We start from the raw sequence: 18,281 nt of genomic DNA on the forward strand, positions 1-18,281 counted from the left end.
TTTAACTCTATTATTGAAGTCTTAAAGTTAGCGGTTTAGCAATGGATCAACGCAAAACGAAAACCCTTTGTCCCTATTGTGGTGTTGGTTGTGGCCTCGAAGTTTCTGAGGTGATCAAAAATGAACAACCCACCCTCAAAGTCATGGGCGATCGCCAACATCCATCCAGCCTCGGTAAAGTCTGTGTTAAGGGCGCGACCATTGCCGAATCCCTCGATCAAGACCGCTTACTCTACCCTATGTATCGGCGATCGCTACAGGATCAATTCCAGCGCATCAGTTGGGATGACGCCTTTGAGCTAATTGTGGAGCAGATCAAAACGGTAAAGGCAACCCTCGGCGTTGAAGGTATTGCCATGTATGGCTCCGGACAGCTCCAAACCGAAGACTATTACACCGCCCAAAAACTCCTCAAGGGCTGCCTCGGCACCAACAATTTCGATGCCAACTCCCGCCTCTGTATGTCCTCTGCCGTGGCGGGCTATATCCAGAGCTTTGGGGCTGATGGGCCGCCTCCTTGCTACGAAGACCTAGAATTAACCGACTGCGCCTTTATCATCGGCAGCAATACCGCCGAATGTCACCCGATTGTGTTTAACCGCCTACGCGAACACCACAAACGCTCTAAGGCAAAGTTAATTGTCGTTGATCCCCGCCGCACCAAAACTGCTGAAGTGGCCGATCTTCACCTGGCGATCAAACCCGGCACCGATATTGATTTACTCAACGGCATTGCGCATCTATTACTGAAATGGAGCAAAATCGATACCCTCTTCATCGATGAATGTACCAAGGGCTTTTCTAAATATGCGATGCTCATCCAGAGCTATACTCCCGAAACGGTGGCCCGACGCTGTGGGATTCGCATTGATCACCTCGAACAAGCCGCAAAATATTGGGCCAATGCGGACAATGTTCTATCCCTGTGGTCGATGGGGATGAACCAATCCGCCGAGGGTACAGCCAAGGTACGCACCCTAATTAATTTGCACCTAATGACCGGGGAAATTGGCAAGCCGGGGGCCGGGCCTTTTTCCCTCACGGGTCAACCCAATGCCATGGGGGGCAGAGAAGCGGGGGGACTGGCCCATTTACTGCCGGGATATCGCCTCGTCAAAAATCCAGACCACCGCGCCACCTTAGAAAAAGCCTGGCAATTACCCCCAGGAACTATTTCACCACTGCCCGGAAAAGATGCCTGGGCAATGATCGAGGGGCTAGACAGGGGGACAGTGGGTTTGTTGTGGGTGGTGGCGACGAATCCAGCGGTGAGTATGCCAGACTTGGAACGAACCAAGGCTGCATTGTTAAAATCCCCTTTTACCATTTGCCAGGATGCCTATTACCCCACGGAAACATCTAACTACGCCCATCTCCTCTTGCCAGCGTTGCAGTGGGGCGAGAAAACAGGCGCAATGACCAATTCGGAGCGAGTTGTGACCTATTGTCCCCAGTTCCGCGATCGCCCCGGTGAAGCCTGGGCTGATTGGGAGATTTTCGCCGAGGTAGGACGCCGCCTCGGATTTCAGCAACAGTTCCGGGCGGTATCTTCAGCAGAGGTTTACGCCGAATTCGTGCAGCTCACGGGCGATCGCCCCTGTGATATGACGGGGCTAAGTCACCAACGTTTGGCCACCGAAGGCCCGATCCAATGGCCCTGTCCCGCCAATGAGACCAAGTGCGATCCAGAAACAACAGCCGACAACCGGGGTTTATTGCAAAAATTATTCCACCAGGACGAACCCCTCAAGGGCAAACGGCTTTACACCGACCGACGGTTCCATACCCCCGATGGCCGGGCCAGGTTTGCGGCTTACCATTCCCGGGGTCTCGCAGAACCGCCAAACACCGACTATCCTTTTGTGCTGACCATTGGACGACTCTACGGCCATTGGCACACGATGACCCGCACGGGACGAATCAAAAAAATCCAAAAAATGCACCCAAATCCTTTCCTAGAAATTCACCCCCGTGATGCAGACCGTCTCAGCATTACCGATGGGGAAATGGTGGAAGTGCGATCGCCGCGCGGTACGGCCCGATTTCCAGCGCTGATCACGAAAAATATTACCCCTGGCACCGTTTTTGCGCCGATGCACTGGGGCGCTTTGTGGGGAGAAGATACCGAAGCTAATGCCCTGAGCCATGCCGAAGCCTGTCCCGATTCATTGCAGCCGGAATTAAAAGCCTGTGCCGTGAATGTGCAAAAAATCACCGGCCCTGTTCCCCAGGAAAAAGCGACAGCCGAGCCTGTATTGCAGCAGCTTTAGGACGATCCGAAACCTGGGTTATGATATCCCTTTTGAACGTGAGCAATTGGGGTTGGTATGGCAGTGGACTACGACTTGGTGGTGATTGGGGCAACGGGGGCCGGCATCGCAACGGCAAAACGGGCGATCGCCTCTGGCAAAAAAGTTGTTTTAGTGCAGCAAACAGGGGAGCCACTCCAGGATCAACAGGGACTCGCCCTTGAAAAAACCTTGCTACACCTAGCCGAACAATCTCAACCAATGGATATTGCCACTTGGATCAAGGGGGCGATCGCCCCTGATGATTTCTATGAACCCTTGGCACACCTGGCAGAAGCGGGCGTTGATGTGATCCCAGAAATGGGCAATTTTGTCTGGAAACCCAGCACCTGTTTTGTCACCGCAACCCGTCGCCTCCAAAGCAAACATTATGCGATCGCCACGGGCACCACTTGGGTTACCCCTCCCCAGGATGGCTTTTTAAGCCCCACTGACCTCTTAAATCCAGAAATTTGGCGCACCCTGCCAGAAAAAATTGTCCTTGTCGGTCACGATCCCCATTGCCTTACCCTTGCCTACTGCCTCGCAAAATTGGGAAAAACAGTCACGTTAACTAGCGAAAAAAGCCTATTGCCCACGGAAGATCCTGACTGCGTCCAACGGTTACAGACTTGCCTCGAAGTGGCGGGGGTAACGCTCCAGTTTGGGATCATCCCAGACCTTTTTAACCAGGAAAATAAAGCCGTCATTTGGGCCAAAGAGCGCCGGGGTTTAACGACGCAACTGAATTTGCCCCCCGATTTTTGTCAGCCGCCCCAGATGTGGCTACGGGTTGATCCTGAGCTTAGAACTCACCGCAGCAATATTTATGGGGTCGGGCCAGTGCTTGGTGGTTATGCTTTGCCGGAATTGGCGATCGCCGAAGCGACAACCCTCGTGAACAATATGGCCCAGCGCCGGAAAATGCCCTGTGTCTACGGCGAAATCCCCTATCGTCTGTTTGAACCTCTACCCTTTGATCACATCGGTTTTCAAGGCGCCAATCTTCCCGCCGACACAAAAATCCTGAGTAAAACTCTGATGATCGATCGCGTTGATCAACTGCAATTTTCCCAAGACTTAACGCTCAAATTGTGGCTCGATGGCCAGGATCAACTGTTGGGGGCCACCATCCTCGGCGATCGCTCCGGCAAACTGATTTACCATTGCCGTGATTTGATTCAAAACCAAAAACCTTTCCAGACATGGGACAATCTCCTAGAAAATGCGGGCCTTTTGGCGGAGATGGTGTGGTGATGCAGCGTGAAACCCAAGCAAAATTTATCGTTTTTGAAGGGGTTGACGGTTCCGGTAGTTCAACCCAAGCCGAGCTTTTGTATCAACATTTTCAGCGACAAAAGATCCCCGCCGTCCTCAGTCCCGAACCCTCCAACGGCATTATCGGCAACCTCGTTCGCGAGACCCTACGGCAACGGCTGCGCTTTACCACTGATCCAGTCCAACTAAATCGGCAACTGGCCTATCTCTTCGCTGGCGATCGCCATGATCATCTTTACAACGAAATTGATGGCGTCTTCAAACAACTTGCCGCTGGGATCCAGGTGATTACGACCCGCTATTATTTTTCTTCCCTCGCCTACAACGCCAACAATGCCGCCGAATACGAATTTATTTACCGTCTCAACCAAGATTTTCCCAATCCCGATCTGGTGTTTTATTGCGATCTTCCCGTGGAGGTGGCCCTAGAGCGCGTCCAAAGGCGATCGCACCAAGAAATCTACGAAACCAAAACCAAACTTACCCAAGTGCGCCAAAACTATCAACAAATTTTTCAAACCTATCCAGGGAATTGGCAACAACTCGACGCCACCCAACCCCCTGAAACCATCCACCAGCAAATTCTTCAGACTATTGCTGATTATTTTGTAACTGCTCCTGAATCTGGGTCGGACTAGGCGGCGTCCCGAACTCCTCTAGGGGCTGCAACTCCAAATCAAACCCATTCCCATTGGGCGGTGGTAGCGGCGTGCCACTATCGAGGGGCTCAAGCTGAAAATCATTATTCGGATTGACTCCCGGCACCTGGGGAATTGTCGGCGCACCTGGATTCAAGCCCGGAGTTTGTTGGCCCTCAAAGAAAGAATCAAGGGCCTGTTCCCCCTGGGTGCCTGCGCCCGTTCCCAAGGCGACCCGTTCGCCACCAATGGATTTGAGCCAATCTAAAACCTGAATCACTTCCTGATAGGGCCGCTTTTCCGACGCATTGAGCACAACGACACCATTAGGATTGCGCCCTAAATAATCCTCAACAATTTGTGAAAATTGGGCCTGGGTCTCAATCAGTTGTTTTTCCACATAGATTTGCCCAAAGTCCGTCAAACTTACAATGACCATATCGGGCATTTGGGTCGTTGCGCTCTCCGCCACAGGTAAGTTTAAGTTAATTGCTTGCTGTCGCGATAAATTCACTGCCGCCAGGATAAAAAAGGTCAGCACACAAAAAATTACATCGATCAGCGGAATAATTTCGATGCGCAGATCCGGCGCAGAATTTTCTTGCCAGAGTTGGAACGGCCTTAAACCCAAAGTTTCTGGCTTAATTGGCTCACGCTTCATTTTGGTCTCCTTCAATGAGCATTGCATCTACATTGTCAACAGAAGCAGGTAATCCTTCGAGATAATTTTGGCGATAGAGCATTTCTAGTTCACTGCCCGCTTGACGGAAAAGGCGCACCTGATTGCTCGAAAGCGCTTGGAACAAACGGTAAAAAGCTAGGGCCACAATCGCGACGATCAAACCCATCGCCGTCGAAAAGAGCGACTCACTGATCCCCAAGGTTACCCCCGTGGTCGAATCTGTACCTAAATCACTCAATTGGATTGATCCTAAGGAGTTGATTAAGCCCAAAACAGTTCCCAGGAGACCTAACAAAGGCGAGAGGGCAATGACTGCTTCTAAGACCTTTTCACCGCGACGCATATTCGCCAATTCTTCATCTGCCGCCGCTTCGAGGGCCAAGTGAAAAATTTCTGGGTCGGTGGCCTGTTGCTTCAAAGGAGCATAGAGGAAGCGACCAAGGGGATGTTTTTGGCAGGTGCGGGCAATTTCGCTCACCGCTTGCCATTGGTAATGGGCAGCATCCAAAATTTTGTCCTGGACCCGCTGGCTTTGTTGGATCACTTTCCACCAAAACCACAGCCGCTCAATAATCGTACTCAGAGCCATAATCGACAAGAGTACTAGGGGCCACATCGCTGGCCCCCCACGGTTTAGGATATCTAGAACATTCACCGAGGCACCTCACTCCGGTCACACCAAAAAAAAGACTGCTCCAATTCTAAGGTTTTTAATGGTGTTTTATTCGTCTGTTGGAGGGCAGAAATTTTTAGGGAAATTTCTGGATTTTTTGATTATTGGATCGGATTGTGGATCGTTACCAGTTTTGTCCCGTCGGGAAAAGTCGCTTCTACCTGTACTTCATCCACCATTTCGGCGACCCCGGCCATGACATCATCACGGGTCAGCCAAGTCTGTCCTTCGCTCATCAGTTCGGCGACCAGTTTACCTTCCCGTGCTCCTTCCAGGATTAAGCCTGAAATGTAGGCCACCGCTTCAGGATAGTTGAGCTTAAGTCCTTTATTTTTCCGGCGTTCCGCCACTAGAAAGGCCGTAAAAATGAGCAGCTTGTCTTTTTCCTGGGGCGAGAGTTGCATGGTTTGGACTGATATGCGGATGAATGTGATTTTAGTCTACCTTGACTCCCCTAAATTCAAACCCACTACCCCAGTAATCAGGTCGAGAACTTTTTATTTTTTCTGAGCTAATCAGTAAAGTAATATGGATAAAAATATGTAAAGCTATATGTACTCATCGTTTGAGTGGCATCATCAACGGAATATTAGTAACAAAGCAAAACATGGTATTGATTTTGAAACGGCCCAATATGCTTTCTTCGATCCCCATCGTTTAATTGTCCATGATGCTCAGCATAGCGAGGTGGAAGAGCGATGGTTCTGCATTGGTAAAGTAGAAGAGCGTATTTTGACGGAGCGGTTTACCTATCGCCATCAGGTTATTCGTATTTTTGGTGCTGCTGAATGGCGTAATATGGAGAAAATTTTATGAGCAATATCACGCCGGATCCCGCTAAACCGATTGGTGAAGTTACTGTGGTGAGAGATTTTTTACCGGCACCGGAGGAATTGATTCCCAAGAAAAACCATGTGCGGGTGACGATGGAATTTACCCAGGAAAGCATTGAATTTTTTAAACAAGAAGCAAAACGCCACAACGCTTCCTACCAAGCGATGATTCGTAATCTTGTGGATGCCTATGCGAGACAACACCAGTAAGGTTTTGAAACTATTGCGCCACGACAAAGGGGGCCAGTAACCCGATCGCCATTCCACCCAAGACCAGCCAGAGAGAATTGATTTTGTATTTGATCAAGAGGAATAAAGCGGCGATCGCCACCCCAATGGTCAGAGGATCAACTAGAGACGATTGCGCCAGAAACACGGTGACAACGGTCATGAGACTCAGCGCACCAATATTCACCCCATCGAGAAAGGCCCGGAATGATTTGGCCTGGAGCAGTTTCGGCAAAATTGGATTGAGAATCGCCACAAACAAAAACGAAGGCAAAAACATCCCCAAGGTGGCAACCCCGGCCCCCGGTACTCCGCCGAGCAAATAGCCGATAAACGTCGCCGTCGAAGATAAAGGCCCTGGGGTGATTTGACCGATGGCGATCGCATCGAGGAGTTGTTGATCCGTCAGCCAACCGAGGCGCTCCACAAAATCTGCCCGCAAAAAAGCCACGAGGACGTAGCCACTGCCATAGAGTACCGCCCCCACCTTAAGAAACATTAAAAAAAGCCAGCCTAAACTGAAATTTGCAGGGGTGCCATTCAATAACAACAGAAACGGAGCGGGAACAATGCTACGGGTTTGTTTTGTTTTTAGCCATTGGCTCCCTAGTTTTTTCCCTAGGCCAATGAAGCCACTCAGAAACAACAACCACAGTTCATGGAGACCGACCAGGGATAGCACCACATTAAATACCGCTAAACCGATCCCAAATCTATCTTTAATTGCCTTTTTCCCGAGCTTCCATAGGGCCTGGGCAATAATGGCGATCGCCACTGGTTTGACCCCATAGAGCAGCCATGTCCCCTGGGGTGTTGTGCCAAACTGCTGATAGGTGATCGCACAGAGCAGCATTAAACCCACCGCCGGAGCCGTAAAACTAAGGCCCCCCATGAGCAAACCCCACCAACCGGCGCGCTTAAAACTGAGGTGGATTGCCATTTCCGTAGAATTGGGGCCAGGAATTAAATTTGTTGCGCCGAGAATGTCGAGAAATTCCTGTTCCGTGAGCCAGTGGCGTTTTTTTACCACCTCGTCGTGCATCATCGCAATGTGAGCCACAGGGCCGCCAAACGCCGTAAAACCTAATCGCAAAAATAATCGAGAAATCTCCCGCAGTTCAGACCATTGCGCCATGATGAATGTTATCGAAATGTTTAATCATTTCCCCCTCTGCCTAGGCCACAACCCCTAATAAATTCGTGCCACAATAAGTGAAAGATGACTATTGCATCACAGTGTAGGAGGGTTACCTATGGTTGCTACGCCAATTAAAACCGAAAAGCGGTTAACGATCCAGACAGAAAAGGTTAACGACAATACCACAACGATTCGTTCACTGGACTGGGACCGCGATCGCTTTGACATCGAGTTCGGTTTGCAAAATGGCACCACCTACAATTCCTACATCATCCGAGGCGAAAAAGTTGCCCTTGTGGATACCTCCCACGCGAAGTTTCGGCAGCGATACCTCGATGCGCTCACTGGCGAAATTGACCCGAAAACCATTGATTACCTGATCATTAGCCACACGGAACCAGATCACAGTGGCCTCGTTAAAGATGTTTTGAAAATTGCCCCCCAAGCAGTGGTGGTCGGCGCGAAAATTGCGATTAAGTTCCTTAAGGATTTAGTCCATGATCCCTTTGAATTTATCGAAGTGAAAAGTGGCGATCGCCTCGATTTAGGCAACGGTCACAACCTTGAATTTGTCAGTGCGCCGAACCTCCATTGGCCCGACACGATTTTTACCTACGATCCGGCAAGCGAAATTCTGTTTACCTGCGATGCCTTCGGGATGCACTATTGTTCTGATGCCACCTACGACGAGGATCTCCAGGCGATCACACCGGATTACCGTTTTTATTACGAATGTTTGATGGCTCCCAACGCCCGCTCGGTACTGAGTGCAATGAAGCGGGTGGACAAGCTCGACGGGGAAATCACCTTAGTTGCCAATGGCCATGGCCCGCTGCTGAAGCACAACACCAAGGAAATGATGGAGTGGTATCGCCAGTGGAGCGAGGCCCAAACCAAGGGCGATAAAATGGCGGCGGTATTTTACGTCTCTGATTATGGCTACAGTGACCGTATTTCCCAGGCGATCGCCAAAGGGATTACCAAAGCCGGGGTTGACGTAGAAATGGTCGATCTCAAAGTCGCAGATCCCCAGGATGTCCACGAAATTGTTGGTCGTGCCGCAGGGCTAGTGATTGGCATGCCCCCCATCGACAGCGCCTACAACGCCGAATTGAGCAAAGCCGTGGGCACCATTCTCGCCGCATCAAAGGACAAACAAGTTGTGGGACTATTCGAATCCTACGGCGGCAACGACGAACCCATTGATCCGTTGCTGATGCGCTTCCGGGATGCTGGCCTGACCAAAGCTTTTGATTCGATTCGTGTCAAGGATGAACCCAGCGAAGGTCTTTATCAGCTCTGCGAAGAATCTGGCACTGACCTCGGCCAATTGCTTACCCAAAAAGAAAAGCTCAAACAACGGAAAAATATCGATACTGAACTCGATAAAGCGATGGGACGCATTAGTGGCGGCCTATACATCATCACCGCCCAGAAAGGCGACATGAAAGGGGCGATGGTCGCCTCCTGGGTGACCCAAGCCAGTTTTGAACCCCCCGGTTTTACCGTCGCGGTGGCAAAAGACCGAGCGATTGAATCCCTGATGCAAGTGGGCGATCGCTTTGTGTTGAATATCCTCGAGGAAGGGAAATACCAACCTTTGATGAAACATTTCCTCAAGCGTTTTCCCCCCGGCGCAGACCGCTTTGAAGGGGTAAAAGTGCAAACCGCGAAAAATGGTTCCCCGATTTTAAATGATGCCCTGGCCTACCTCGAATGCGAAGTGGTCAGTCGGATGGAATGTAGCGATCACTGGATTGTGTATAGCAAAGTCGCTGCGGGTCGCGTCTCCAACCCCGATGGTTTAACTGCTGTTCACCACCGCAAAGTGGGGAATTACTACTAACTAAATAACTTGAATTTTTAGCTTTCACAGGGGAGTATTCATTATTGAGTACTTCTTTTTTTCTTGGATTAAAATAAAACAGTAAACATTGCAGGCGATCGCCATGGTTCATCCCGCTCTTAGTGCTATTCTTGAACGACTGCGAGACTCTCTCAAAAGAATCTATGGGCCAGAACTCAAAGACTTAATCCTATTCGGATCACAGGCGAAAAATACGGCAAAAGAAGACTCAGACATTGACATTGCCATTATTTTAAAACACAATTTTGATTTGGATCAAGAATTAGAAAAAACCAGCGCTATAATTGCTGATATCTGCTTGGAATATGATATTTTAATCAACCGCATTTTTATGGACAATGAATATTTTGAAAAACATCGGAGTGCTCTCATTCGGAATATTCAGCGAGAAGGTACTTATTTGTGAATTGCCAGCAGCAAAACTTAATGAGTAAGGCAACTGAAAGTTTAGAAGCAGCCAAATTATTACGAGACAATCAATACTTTGATTATTCGGTTTCGCGAGCTTACTACACAATGTTTTACTTAGCCGAAGCTTTTTTAGAAGGAGAAGCAAAAACTTTTTCGAGTCATGCTGCTGTAATTTCTGCTTTTGGTCGAGATTTTGCTAAATTAGGTAAAGTGCCGCGGGAATTCCATCGTTTCCTTATTGATGCCCAGTCTCTTCGACAGACAGGTGACTATGGAAAATTTCAGGCAATTTCTGAATATCAAGCGAATCAACAAATTGAAAATGCTACAAAATTTCTTACTTTTGCTAGGGATTATTTCAAAGAATTTTTCAAAGAATTTTAAGAATTATGTTGCCTAGAAAGCGATCGCCAAAGGGACTTTTACACTGCAACTATCGTCTTTTAACAAAAGTGAGTTCCGTTCGCTGTGAAACCCCATCATTTTCTTTCTTCATTCCTGCTTTGTAGCTGTTTTTCTGTCTCCCCAGCGGCCCTAGCTGAATCAGAATCCAAAAATCAATATACCCAAACCGTCACTCGCACTGTTCTAGCTGAAGGGTTGCCGGAAGCGGCCCCCAATCAAATTTTGGAGTTGGTGCGTTATGAAATTCCCCCCTTTGCGACCCTGCCACCCCACATCCATCCTGGTTTGCAAATCGCCCGGGTGGAATTTGGCTTGTTGACCTATGCAGTGATCGAAGGAACAGCGCTTATTACCCGCACGGATGGCACAAAAGAAACCTTAACTGCGGGACAAAAAACCCTCCTCAAACCTGGGGATGCGGTAACAGAATCCGAAGGAATGGTACATTTTGGCCAAAATGAAACCCCTGACCCAGTTATTGTGCTCGCCACTTCTCTGTTGACCGTCGGGGAACCGAAAGCAATCCTCATGGAAGAATAGTTAATTGAGAGGATAGTGGATTTCTAAATAAGCTAAAGCAGAGGGGCGATCGCCAATATTTTGGTCGAGGGTTTGTTTGAGAAGATCTGATAAAATATCGCGAAATTGTGGCCCCGGTTTATAGCCTAATTCTTTTAAATCAAAACCATCAAGGGGAGCCTGGATATGCTGCCAATGACGAAGATAATGCCATAAATCATGGCGTAGTTTTTTCGGACTGATGGCGGCTAGCAAGATAATTTCTGGCAAGGATAAATGCTTAAGGGCAAAGACTTTTTCACTCAGCTTTGTGGCCTGGAAAAGTTTGGGCAAAATTTGCGTTTCATGCTGGGAAATTGTCTCTAACCGTTGCAAACTATCCTTCGGTAATTGCAGGCGATCGCCCACTTTTAAGCGTTCTGCTGTGGTCAAATTTAACAACAAAGCTTCCAGGCGAAGACGCCAATGTTCCAATTCATAATCGGGGTCATGATAGCGTAACCAACGATCCACACAGCGAATTTGCCACCAAACCGCATCTGTTAAAGCCAGATTTTTATGGATACATTTCAACGCGCCCAGATCGTCCAACAATTGTAATGCGGGCTTCCAATATTTTGCCGTTAAAAGATATTTTAATTCTGCCCGTAATCGCGTCGTTAAAGCAGGGGCCTGGGGTTTTTCGTGGTGCAATTTGTCGTAAATGCCAGAGGCGATCGCATAGCGAATATATTCCTCCGTCTGCACTTCTAGCTGAAAATTTAACCGCACCGCAAACCGCACCGCCCGATAGATGCGCGTCGGGTCTTCGATGAAACTGTTGGCATGGAGCACCCGAATTTGCCGTTTTTTGAGATCCCAAAGCCCCCCAAAAAAGTCCAGCAATTCCCCCGACCGGGGTTCCGTCAGGCGCAAACAGAGGGCATTGATCGAAAAATCGCGCCGATACAAATCCTGTCGAATCGAACTCGCTTCCACCTCCGGATTCGCCGCTGGATAGGGATAAAATTCCGTTCGGGCCGTGGCAATGTCCAGCCACAGGGAACCCAACACCGGGTCTTTGTGCCACAAAATCGCCGCCGTTTGGAATTCCCCATGCACCGACAACCGCGCGTTCGGTTGGCGATCGCAAATGTAATTCGCCAAAGTCACCCCTGCTCCCACATCCGCCGCCGTATGGAAACCATCTACCACCAGATCAATATCCTGGAGTAGTAATTCTTCGTCGGAATCTGACAGCAACACATCCCGCACCGCCCCACCGACGAGATACAAATGCCAGCCCCGTTTTTCGGCTTCCGTTGCCACCCCCTGCAATAACTGCCACAGGGAAGGGGCCAGCCGTTCCGCAAAAATTTCCCGCAAAGGATAGCGATTTTTGTCATCCTTGGGAGTGGGTAACAGATCAAGAGGCTGCTCGTCCTGGTGATGTTGTCGCAAAACATCCGTCCGCGTCACAATGCCCAAAAGTTGATCGCCCTCGATCACCGGTAATCGCCCCACATCGTCCGTCACCATAATCGTTTCAATGTCGCGCATGGTCGTGTCCGGCTGGATCGTGCGCACTTCTCGACTCATATAACCCTTAACGGGGGCATGGTGAAAGCCATGGTGAATCGCCAAATCTAGATCCCGCCGCGAAATGACCCCAACCAGTTGTTGCTGATCATCCACCACTACTAATCCGGAATGGCCGTAGCGAAACAACACCCGCTGGGCTTCCTCGATGGAAGTTTGGGGCAAAATTGTGCGCACAGGGGCCGTCATTAAATCTCGGGCGGTTAGGGCAGGGGGCACCTGGGCAATGAATTCAGCATAGATTTTGTGTAACATTGCCTCTGGTTCGTTGAGACGCAAGCTCAAGGATGCGGCTTGATCGTGACCACCGCCACCATAGGGGGCAAACAGTCGATTGAGGCTTGTCCCCACAATCCGCGATCGCCCGATGATCACCATTTTCCCTTCCGCATCGGTCTGATGATAAAAATGCCCCAGTAACAGCGCATCGAGGTCGGTCATTTGCATCATCTGCTCGACGAGATTCGACAGTCCGGGCACAAAATTCGCTGTTTTTAACAAGACTCGCGCTACCCGATGGCCATCAACATTTTCCCGCTCCAGGTTGGCGATCGCCTCCGAAAATAAATGTTGCACCAAAGGCGAAAAACCGGGTTCAGCATACTCCGCAATAATTTTCACCATGGCACCCTGACCCATTAGCCACGTCAAAGCCTGGGCATCCCGTACCGTTGTTTGGTCAAAGGTGAGTGACCCGGTATCCACATGAATCCCCAAGGCCATCACCGTCGCCGTATAGGGATCGAGTTCTACCCCCCGCGCCTGCAATTTTTCGGCAATGATCGTCGTTGTCGCCCCCACGTCTTCAATTTCCACGTAGGTCGCCGGAATGTCTCGCTCCTGATCAAGGTGATGATCATAAACTTCGATCTGCTTCACCTGGGGTCGATCTAGCCATTCCTGGGCCTTACCCAGCCGTTGTCGCTGCTGATTGTCCACCACCATAATGGTTCGCAACTGCTCCGGATGGACTGAGCGCATCTCAATAAACGGAAACTCCCCCCGATAGAGAGCGAGAAACCGCTTTACCCCTGGATGTGCGCCGCCAGTCAGCACGACCCGCGCCCCAACCCGCAAATATGCCAAGCCGATCGCCGCCCCCAGGGCATCAAAATCAACGGTTTGGTGACAGAGAATTACATCCATAAAATTGCAGGGAAAGGAATATTTTAGGTAGGCTATACTGTGATTAAAATAACATTATGAGTCATGTTTCTTACTTAAGCTATGGCCAAAGAAACCCGATCTCAAAATCTTGATCATCCTCAATATTTGCCATTTTTAGAGGCGATTTGCTGGCAAACAGAAGATGTTTATCGATTCACGCCCCAACAAATGCTGTCACGGTATGAACGAGGTTGGCGTTATAAAGATATTTTTCAGCCTCCTCAAGGAGAAGAGTTGGAGTTTGTCCAACGTCTTGCAAAACAATATCATTCCTGGCTCCAGGCTCAGCTGTGAAGTTTAAAATCCCCCACCATAATTACATTTTAGAAATTCTCAAATCCCTTGATCCAAAATTATTACTCGATTGTCAGGCTTATTTTGGTGGTGGAACACTTCTCGCTTTAGATATGAAAGAATATCGCTGGAGTAAAGACATTGATCTTATCTGCTCTGTTACTTCCCAAGGTTACAAAAAACTGCGTACCCATTTATATCAGGCAGGGGATCAAGGTTTATTTTTAAATAAAAATTCTTCATTAACAATTAGACGAGCAACCACTGATCAGTATGGCGTGCGATTGTTGGTAGAAATCAATCAAGTGCCGATTAAATTAGAAATCATTGCTGAAGTCCGTTTTGAACTGGATGAGCCGCGCTTCCCTCTGTGGTCTCCTGTCCCTTGTCTGAGTTTGAACGACTGTTTAACCAGTAAATTATTAGCAAATGCTGATCGCTACACGGATAGAAGCGTTGAATCCCGCGATCTAATCGATTTGGCTGTTTTACGGTTACACACAGGGCTTTCCCGCGAGGCGATCGCCAAAGCAGAAAATGCCTATGAAGTGCTCCGTCCCCTGGGTGATGCGATTAAATCCTTTCAAACAAACCCTGATTATCGCCAGCAATGTTTTGAAAGTCTTCAAATAAAACGAGACTTTTGGCCCGATGTGATTGATGGCCTGGATTTGCTCAGTGCTGATCTAGAACTTGCCCCTACCACCAGAACATATTGGGAAGAGCGATCGCCTTTTTGATCGTCACTGCTCCCTCAAGAAACGTTGCATTTACTAGGGAGTGGGAACAGAGCCGCTATAATGTCTCACCATAAATCAAGGCTAATAAGCAAAAAACGAATCTATCGTGGCATCCCAGCGGATTTTAGCAGTTGTAAATGGTAAAGGGGGCGTTGGTAAAACAACAACCGCCGTTAACCTTGCGGCCATTTTTGCCGAAAAACAGCAGGTTCTCTTGGTGGATAGCGACCCCCAGGGATCGGCCTCTTGGTGGGTAGACCGTAACCCTGATGAATGGCAACTGGATGTCAGTAGAGAACATCAACCAGATTTACTTCAAAATCTCCGACAGATTAAAGGCTATGACTTGATCGTGGTTGATACCCCTCCGGCCTTGCGATCGCAGGCCCTCAAGACCGTCCTCCGGATTGCGGATTATGTGATCTTGCCGACACCACCAGCGCCGATGGACTTAAGCGCCTTAATTGAAACGGTGCAAACGGCCATTAATCCCGTTGAAATTAGTCACCGAGTGCTCCTGACAAAAGTCGATAGTCGCAGCCTCCGGGAGAGCATTGATGCCCAAAATACCTTGATTGAGTTAGGGATTCCGGTGTGCCATGCCTTTGTGCGCAGTTATAAAGCCCACGAGCAAGCTGTCCTCGCAGGCGTTCCCATGACCCAAATGCGTGGTAAAAAGGCTAAGGATGCGGAAACGGATTATCGTCGTGTCGCGGATGAACTGCAACGAGATTGGACTTAACGGTTATGGCTAGCAGCAAACAAAATTTATCGGACTTGTTACGGCAGGAGGCAAAGCAGGACAAAACCAAGGCTGCTGCCCCCGAAACAGTGGTTAATGATACACCGGAGAAACCTTCACCAACGGCCCTTTCCCGGATGACGAAGGCGCAATTACTGGCCCACATTGAAACCCTCTACGCCCAACAGGAAACGGTCGCGACAGATTCTGTTGATCAAACACTGCTCACGGAGAAGGAAACCTTGGCGAGGGAAGTAAAAGCCCTGGAAGAAAAAATTGCCGCCCAACAAAAGGCGATCGCCAATGCGGAGAAAACCATTAAGACCCTCGAAGCGGATTCTTCTGAAAAGACAAAGCTCGAACAAGCATTAGACGCACAACGGGGCCTCGTCGAAAAGTTATACGGTCAAATCCAAAGCCTCGAAGCCCAACAAACGGAAAAAGAAGCCGCCATAGAACGCACCGTTGAGGAAGACCGCGCCCTTGTACTGGCCCGCATTGCCAGTTACCAAGCAAATTTGCAATTTCCCGATCAGCCCCCCTCCAGCATCCCCGATGAGGAAATCGGTTGGTTTGATTAGGGGAAAAACCGCCAATGCTCGGAATTCTGGGGCTTGATAGAATAGATCTCAGGATTTTTACGCAGCACATTTAACAACTCAATCATGATTAAACGGTTTTTTTATGGGGCGATCGCCATTGTCTTGGCCTTTACCCTGATCTTTACCCCAGCGGATAATGCTTGGGCGGCCCGCAGTGGAGGACGCATTGGCGGTGGTTCCTTCCGCAGTGCCCCTAGTCGCAGTTTTTCCCCTGGCCCAGCACGACGGGCTCCCGTTGGGGGTGGCTATGGCTACGGATTTGGGGGTGGTTTTGGGTTCCCCTTCCTGTTGCCTTTCTTCGGATTCGGTGGTTTTAGCGGCATTTTCGGTCTTTTCATTATGTTGGCGATCGCCGGCTTCCTTGTCCGCACCTTCCAGAACGTGATGGGGGGTGGCATGAATGAGGGCGACAGTCTCGGTTACTCTGCCCCCAGTAGCAAAATTTCTGTGGCAAAGGTACAGGTGGGGCTGTTGGCCCAAGCACGGGATCTCCAGCAGGATCTAAATCGCCTGGCGAGCACCGCTGATACCGGAACCCCCGCCGGACGCGCCAAGGTTCTTCAAGAATCAACCCTTGCCCTGTTGCGCCACCCAGAATATTGGGTCTATGGCGCGAGCGAATCCCTTGAAGCTGGGGTTGATGCTGCCGAAGCTAAGTTTAATCAATTGGCTCTGAACGAACGGAGTAAATTTACTGCCGAGACCCTTAGTAACGTTGACAACGAACGGGATGTGGCTGGGAAGAGTGCAAGTGCTGATTTAGTCAAAAGTGACGGCACACCAAACGAATACATCATGGTAACGATTATCGCTGGGGCCATGGGAAAAGTGGATTTACCGAAAGTGACCGATTCCCAATCCCTCGAACAAGCGATTCGTCAAATTGGTGCCCTCGGTGGCGATCGCCTTTTGGCCCTCGAAGTTTTATGGACGCCCCAAGCGATTGGTGACACCCTCAGCACCGACGATATTTTGACCTATTACCCCGACATTAATCTCGTATAACTGGGCCAAAATTTAAAGCAATTCAACGCAAATCATGGCGATTTAAAGAATCCCCTCAATACAGGGGATTTTTTTTGATTTTTATAGAAATTTGCCCTAGCAATCTCCTCCTGAGTGAATTGGTTTTGTTAAGCTTTACAGGCTTCGATGACGCAAATTTCTTCGGTGGTTCTAACAATGCGCGTCAATTTTAAGTCTGCCGCCGCCAACAGGGTTTCAAACTCAGCGGCGGTGCGTTCTTTGCCACCGGGACACATCACCAGCATATTGATATCGAGCATTTTTGCACCACTAGGTTGGTTTCCCTCTGGAACCACCGCTTCACAGATCAAGATTTTGCCGTCATCCGGCAGCACAGCGCGACAATTTTGCAAAATGGCGATCGCCTGGTCATCACCCCAATCGTGAATAATGTGTTTGAGCAGATAGGCATCGCCCCCAGCAGGAATTTTGTTAAAGAAACTGCCGCCAATTCGTTGACAGCGATCGCCGACCCCATGGCGGTTTAACGTTGGTGCCGCATTATCCACTACATAATCTTCATCGAACAAAATACCTTGTAATTGGGGATATTTCGCCAAAATGCTGCCGAGCAATTCCCCGTAGCCCCCACCCACATCAACGATGGTTGAGAAAGCCGAAAAATCATAATGGGCCAAAATTTCCGGCTCTTCATTCCTGGAGAAACTGTTCATCGCCTCTTCAAAAATCGCCGCCGCTTCTGGATGATTCCCGAAATATTCAAATACCCCCTGGCCATAGCGATGGTCAAAGGCAGGTTCACCGGTTTTAACGCTGTGGAGAATATTACTCCAGGCTTCGTAATGCTCTGGTTCCCCCAACATCACCACAGAACCTCGCATGGATCGGGGATGATCACTGCGGAGAAAATCGGCAAGGGGCGTCAGGGCAAAGGTTTGGGGGGCCGTTTCTTGGAAAATGCCCACACTGGCCAAGGCCCGGAGAATGCGATACAAAGCTGTTTCGTCTGTTTCGGTGAGATGGGCTAACGCACGGCAAGGTTGTTCTCCGGCTTTGAGGTGATCGGCGATCGCCAATTTTGCCGCCACATAAATGCACTGGGAAAGCCAATAACCGGAGGCCATTTGGAGCAATTGGGTATGGAGAGGGAGGGTTGGCGGTTCCATAGCGTGAAAAATCCTGATTTAAGTAAGGAAATCACTGCAATTTTA

Annotated in this window: 20 protein-coding genes; 14 read left to right on the forward strand and 6 right to left on the reverse strand. The window is 49.4% G+C overall.

Features of this window, described 5'->3' with window-relative positions; translation table 11 throughout:
* Positions 1-41: 41 nt before the first annotated feature.
* From AACT35_RS14675 to tmk, 3 genes are read left to right on the forward strand one after another with little or no spacing between them, the layout of a single operon-like run.
* Positions 42-2,270, forward strand: a complete 2,229-nt coding sequence (locus AACT35_RS14675) for a molybdopterin oxidoreductase family protein (protein WP_099237545.1) — start codon at positions 42-44, stop codon at positions 2,268-2,270.
* A gap of 57 nt (positions 2,271-2,327) precedes the next feature.
* Positions 2,328-3,545: an FAD-dependent oxidoreductase gene (locus AACT35_RS14680; protein WP_099237547.1), complete on the forward strand. Its 1,218-nt coding sequence runs from the start codon at positions 2,328-2,330 to the stop codon at positions 3,543-3,545.
* Positions 3,545-4,204, forward strand: coding sequence for a dTMP kinase (gene tmk, locus AACT35_RS14685; protein WP_099237549.1), 660 nt, complete (start codon positions 3,545-3,547; stop codon positions 4,202-4,204). Before AACT35_RS14680 ends, tmk begins: the two co-directional genes overlap by 1 nt.
* Here the strand turns inward: tmk and AACT35_RS14690 are convergent.
* The 3 genes from AACT35_RS14690 to ureA form a co-directional block, all read right to left on the reverse strand.
* Entirely contained in the window at positions 4,158-4,865 is a 708-nt protein-coding gene (locus AACT35_RS14690; RefSeq protein WP_099237551.1) for an ExbD/TolR family protein, read from the reverse strand. The genes tmk and AACT35_RS14690 overlap by 47 nt on opposite strands.
* A complete protein-coding gene (locus AACT35_RS14695) occupies positions 4,855-5,502 on the reverse strand; it encodes a MotA/TolQ/ExbB proton channel family protein (RefSeq protein WP_012306938.1) in 648 nt (215 codons plus the stop codon). Before AACT35_RS14695 ends, AACT35_RS14690 begins: the two co-directional genes overlap by 11 nt.
* Before the next feature lie 158 nt (positions 5,503-5,660).
* Positions 5,661-5,963, reverse strand: a complete 303-nt coding sequence (ureA, locus tag AACT35_RS14700; RefSeq protein ID WP_012306939.1) for an urease subunit gamma — start codon at positions 5,961-5,963, stop codon at positions 5,661-5,663.
* 148 nt (positions 5,964-6,111) lie between these two features.
* On the opposite strand from ureA, the gene AACT35_RS14705 reads away from it, so the two are divergent.
* A complete protein-coding gene (locus AACT35_RS14705; protein ID WP_173867207.1) occupies positions 6,112-6,375 on the forward strand; it encodes a BrnT family toxin in 264 nt (87 codons plus the stop codon).
* Complete coding sequence (locus tag AACT35_RS14710; protein WP_065711658.1) at positions 6,372-6,602, forward strand: hypothetical protein; 231 nt, start codon at positions 6,372-6,374, stop codon at positions 6,600-6,602. Before AACT35_RS14705 ends, AACT35_RS14710 begins: the two co-directional genes overlap by 4 nt.
* A 10-nt stretch (positions 6,603-6,612) precedes the next feature.
* Here AACT35_RS14710 and chrA read toward each other — a convergent pair whose 3' ends face one another.
* Positions 6,613-7,755, reverse strand: coding sequence for a chromate efflux transporter (chrA, locus tag AACT35_RS14715; RefSeq protein ID WP_099237553.1), 1,143 nt, complete (start codon positions 7,753-7,755; stop codon positions 6,613-6,615).
* Between the two features lie 118 nt (positions 7,756-7,873).
* Here chrA and AACT35_RS14720 point away from each other — a divergent pair, with 118 nt between their 5' ends.
* The 4 genes from AACT35_RS14720 (at position 7,874) to AACT35_RS14735 (ending at position 10,981) form a co-directional block, all read left to right on the forward strand.
* A complete protein-coding gene (locus AACT35_RS14720; protein ID WP_099237555.1) occupies positions 7,874-9,604 on the forward strand; it encodes a diflavin flavoprotein in 1,731 nt (576 codons plus the stop codon).
* A gap of 103 nt (positions 9,605-9,707) precedes the next feature.
* Entirely contained in the window at positions 9,708-10,031 is a 324-nt protein-coding gene (locus AACT35_RS14725; RefSeq protein WP_099237557.1) for a nucleotidyltransferase domain-containing protein, read from the forward strand.
* 20 nt (positions 10,032-10,051) lie between these two features.
* Positions 10,052-10,420 carry a HEPN domain-containing protein gene (locus tag AACT35_RS14730; RefSeq protein ID WP_339374626.1) on the forward strand — a complete coding sequence of 123 codons (369 nt, stop codon included), beginning with the start codon at positions 10,052-10,054 and terminating at the stop codon, positions 10,418-10,420.
* 84 nt (positions 10,421-10,504) lie between these two features.
* Positions 10,505-10,981: a cupin domain-containing protein gene (locus AACT35_RS14735; protein WP_099237561.1), complete on the forward strand. Its 477-nt coding sequence runs from the start codon at positions 10,505-10,507 to the stop codon at positions 10,979-10,981.
* Here AACT35_RS14735 and AACT35_RS14740 read toward each other — a convergent pair whose 3' ends face one another.
* Positions 10,982-13,684, reverse strand: coding sequence for a CBS domain-containing protein (locus AACT35_RS14740; protein WP_099237563.1), 2,703 nt, complete (start codon positions 13,682-13,684; stop codon positions 10,982-10,984).
* 81 nt (positions 13,685-13,765) lie between these two features.
* On the opposite strand from AACT35_RS14740, the gene AACT35_RS14745 reads away from it, so the two are divergent.
* The 5 genes from AACT35_RS14745 (at position 13,766) to AACT35_RS14765 (ending at position 17,088) form a co-directional block, all read left to right on the forward strand.
* Complete coding sequence (locus AACT35_RS14745; protein ID WP_062433740.1) at positions 13,766-13,999, forward strand: hypothetical protein; 234 nt, start codon at positions 13,766-13,768, stop codon at positions 13,997-13,999.
* Positions 13,996-14,739 carry a nucleotidyl transferase AbiEii/AbiGii toxin family protein gene (locus tag AACT35_RS14750; protein WP_216820505.1) on the forward strand — a complete coding sequence of 248 codons (744 nt, stop codon included), beginning with the start codon at positions 13,996-13,998 and terminating at the stop codon, positions 14,737-14,739. Before AACT35_RS14745 ends, AACT35_RS14750 begins: the two co-directional genes overlap by 4 nt.
* 106 nt (positions 14,740-14,845) lie before the next feature.
* Positions 14,846-15,481: a ParA family protein gene (locus tag AACT35_RS14755; RefSeq protein WP_012306948.1), complete on the forward strand. Its 636-nt coding sequence runs from the start codon at positions 14,846-14,848 to the stop codon at positions 15,479-15,481.
* A 5-nt stretch (positions 15,482-15,486) separates the two neighbouring features.
* Positions 15,487-16,062 carry a hypothetical protein gene (locus AACT35_RS14760; RefSeq protein WP_254047931.1) on the forward strand — a complete coding sequence of 192 codons (576 nt, stop codon included), beginning with the start codon at positions 15,487-15,489 and terminating at the stop codon, positions 16,060-16,062.
* Between the two features lie 84 nt (positions 16,063-16,146).
* Positions 16,147-17,088, forward strand: coding sequence for a DUF1517 domain-containing protein (locus AACT35_RS14765; protein WP_099237567.1), 942 nt, complete (start codon positions 16,147-16,149; stop codon positions 17,086-17,088).
* A gap of 128 nt (positions 17,089-17,216) precedes the next feature.
* On the opposite strand, the gene AACT35_RS14770 is transcribed toward AACT35_RS14765, so the two are convergent.
* Positions 17,217-18,236 carry a methyltransferase gene (locus AACT35_RS14770; protein WP_099237569.1) on the reverse strand — a complete coding sequence of 340 codons (1,020 nt, stop codon included), beginning with the start codon at positions 18,234-18,236 and terminating at the stop codon, positions 17,217-17,219.
* Between the last annotated feature and the right edge of the window lie 45 nt (positions 18,237-18,281).

The organism is Synechococcus sp. BDU 130192 (assembly GCF_963876085.1).
In the GTDB taxonomy this organism is placed as follows: Bacteria; Cyanobacteriota; Cyanobacteriia; order Cyanobacteriales; family MRBY01; genus MRBY01.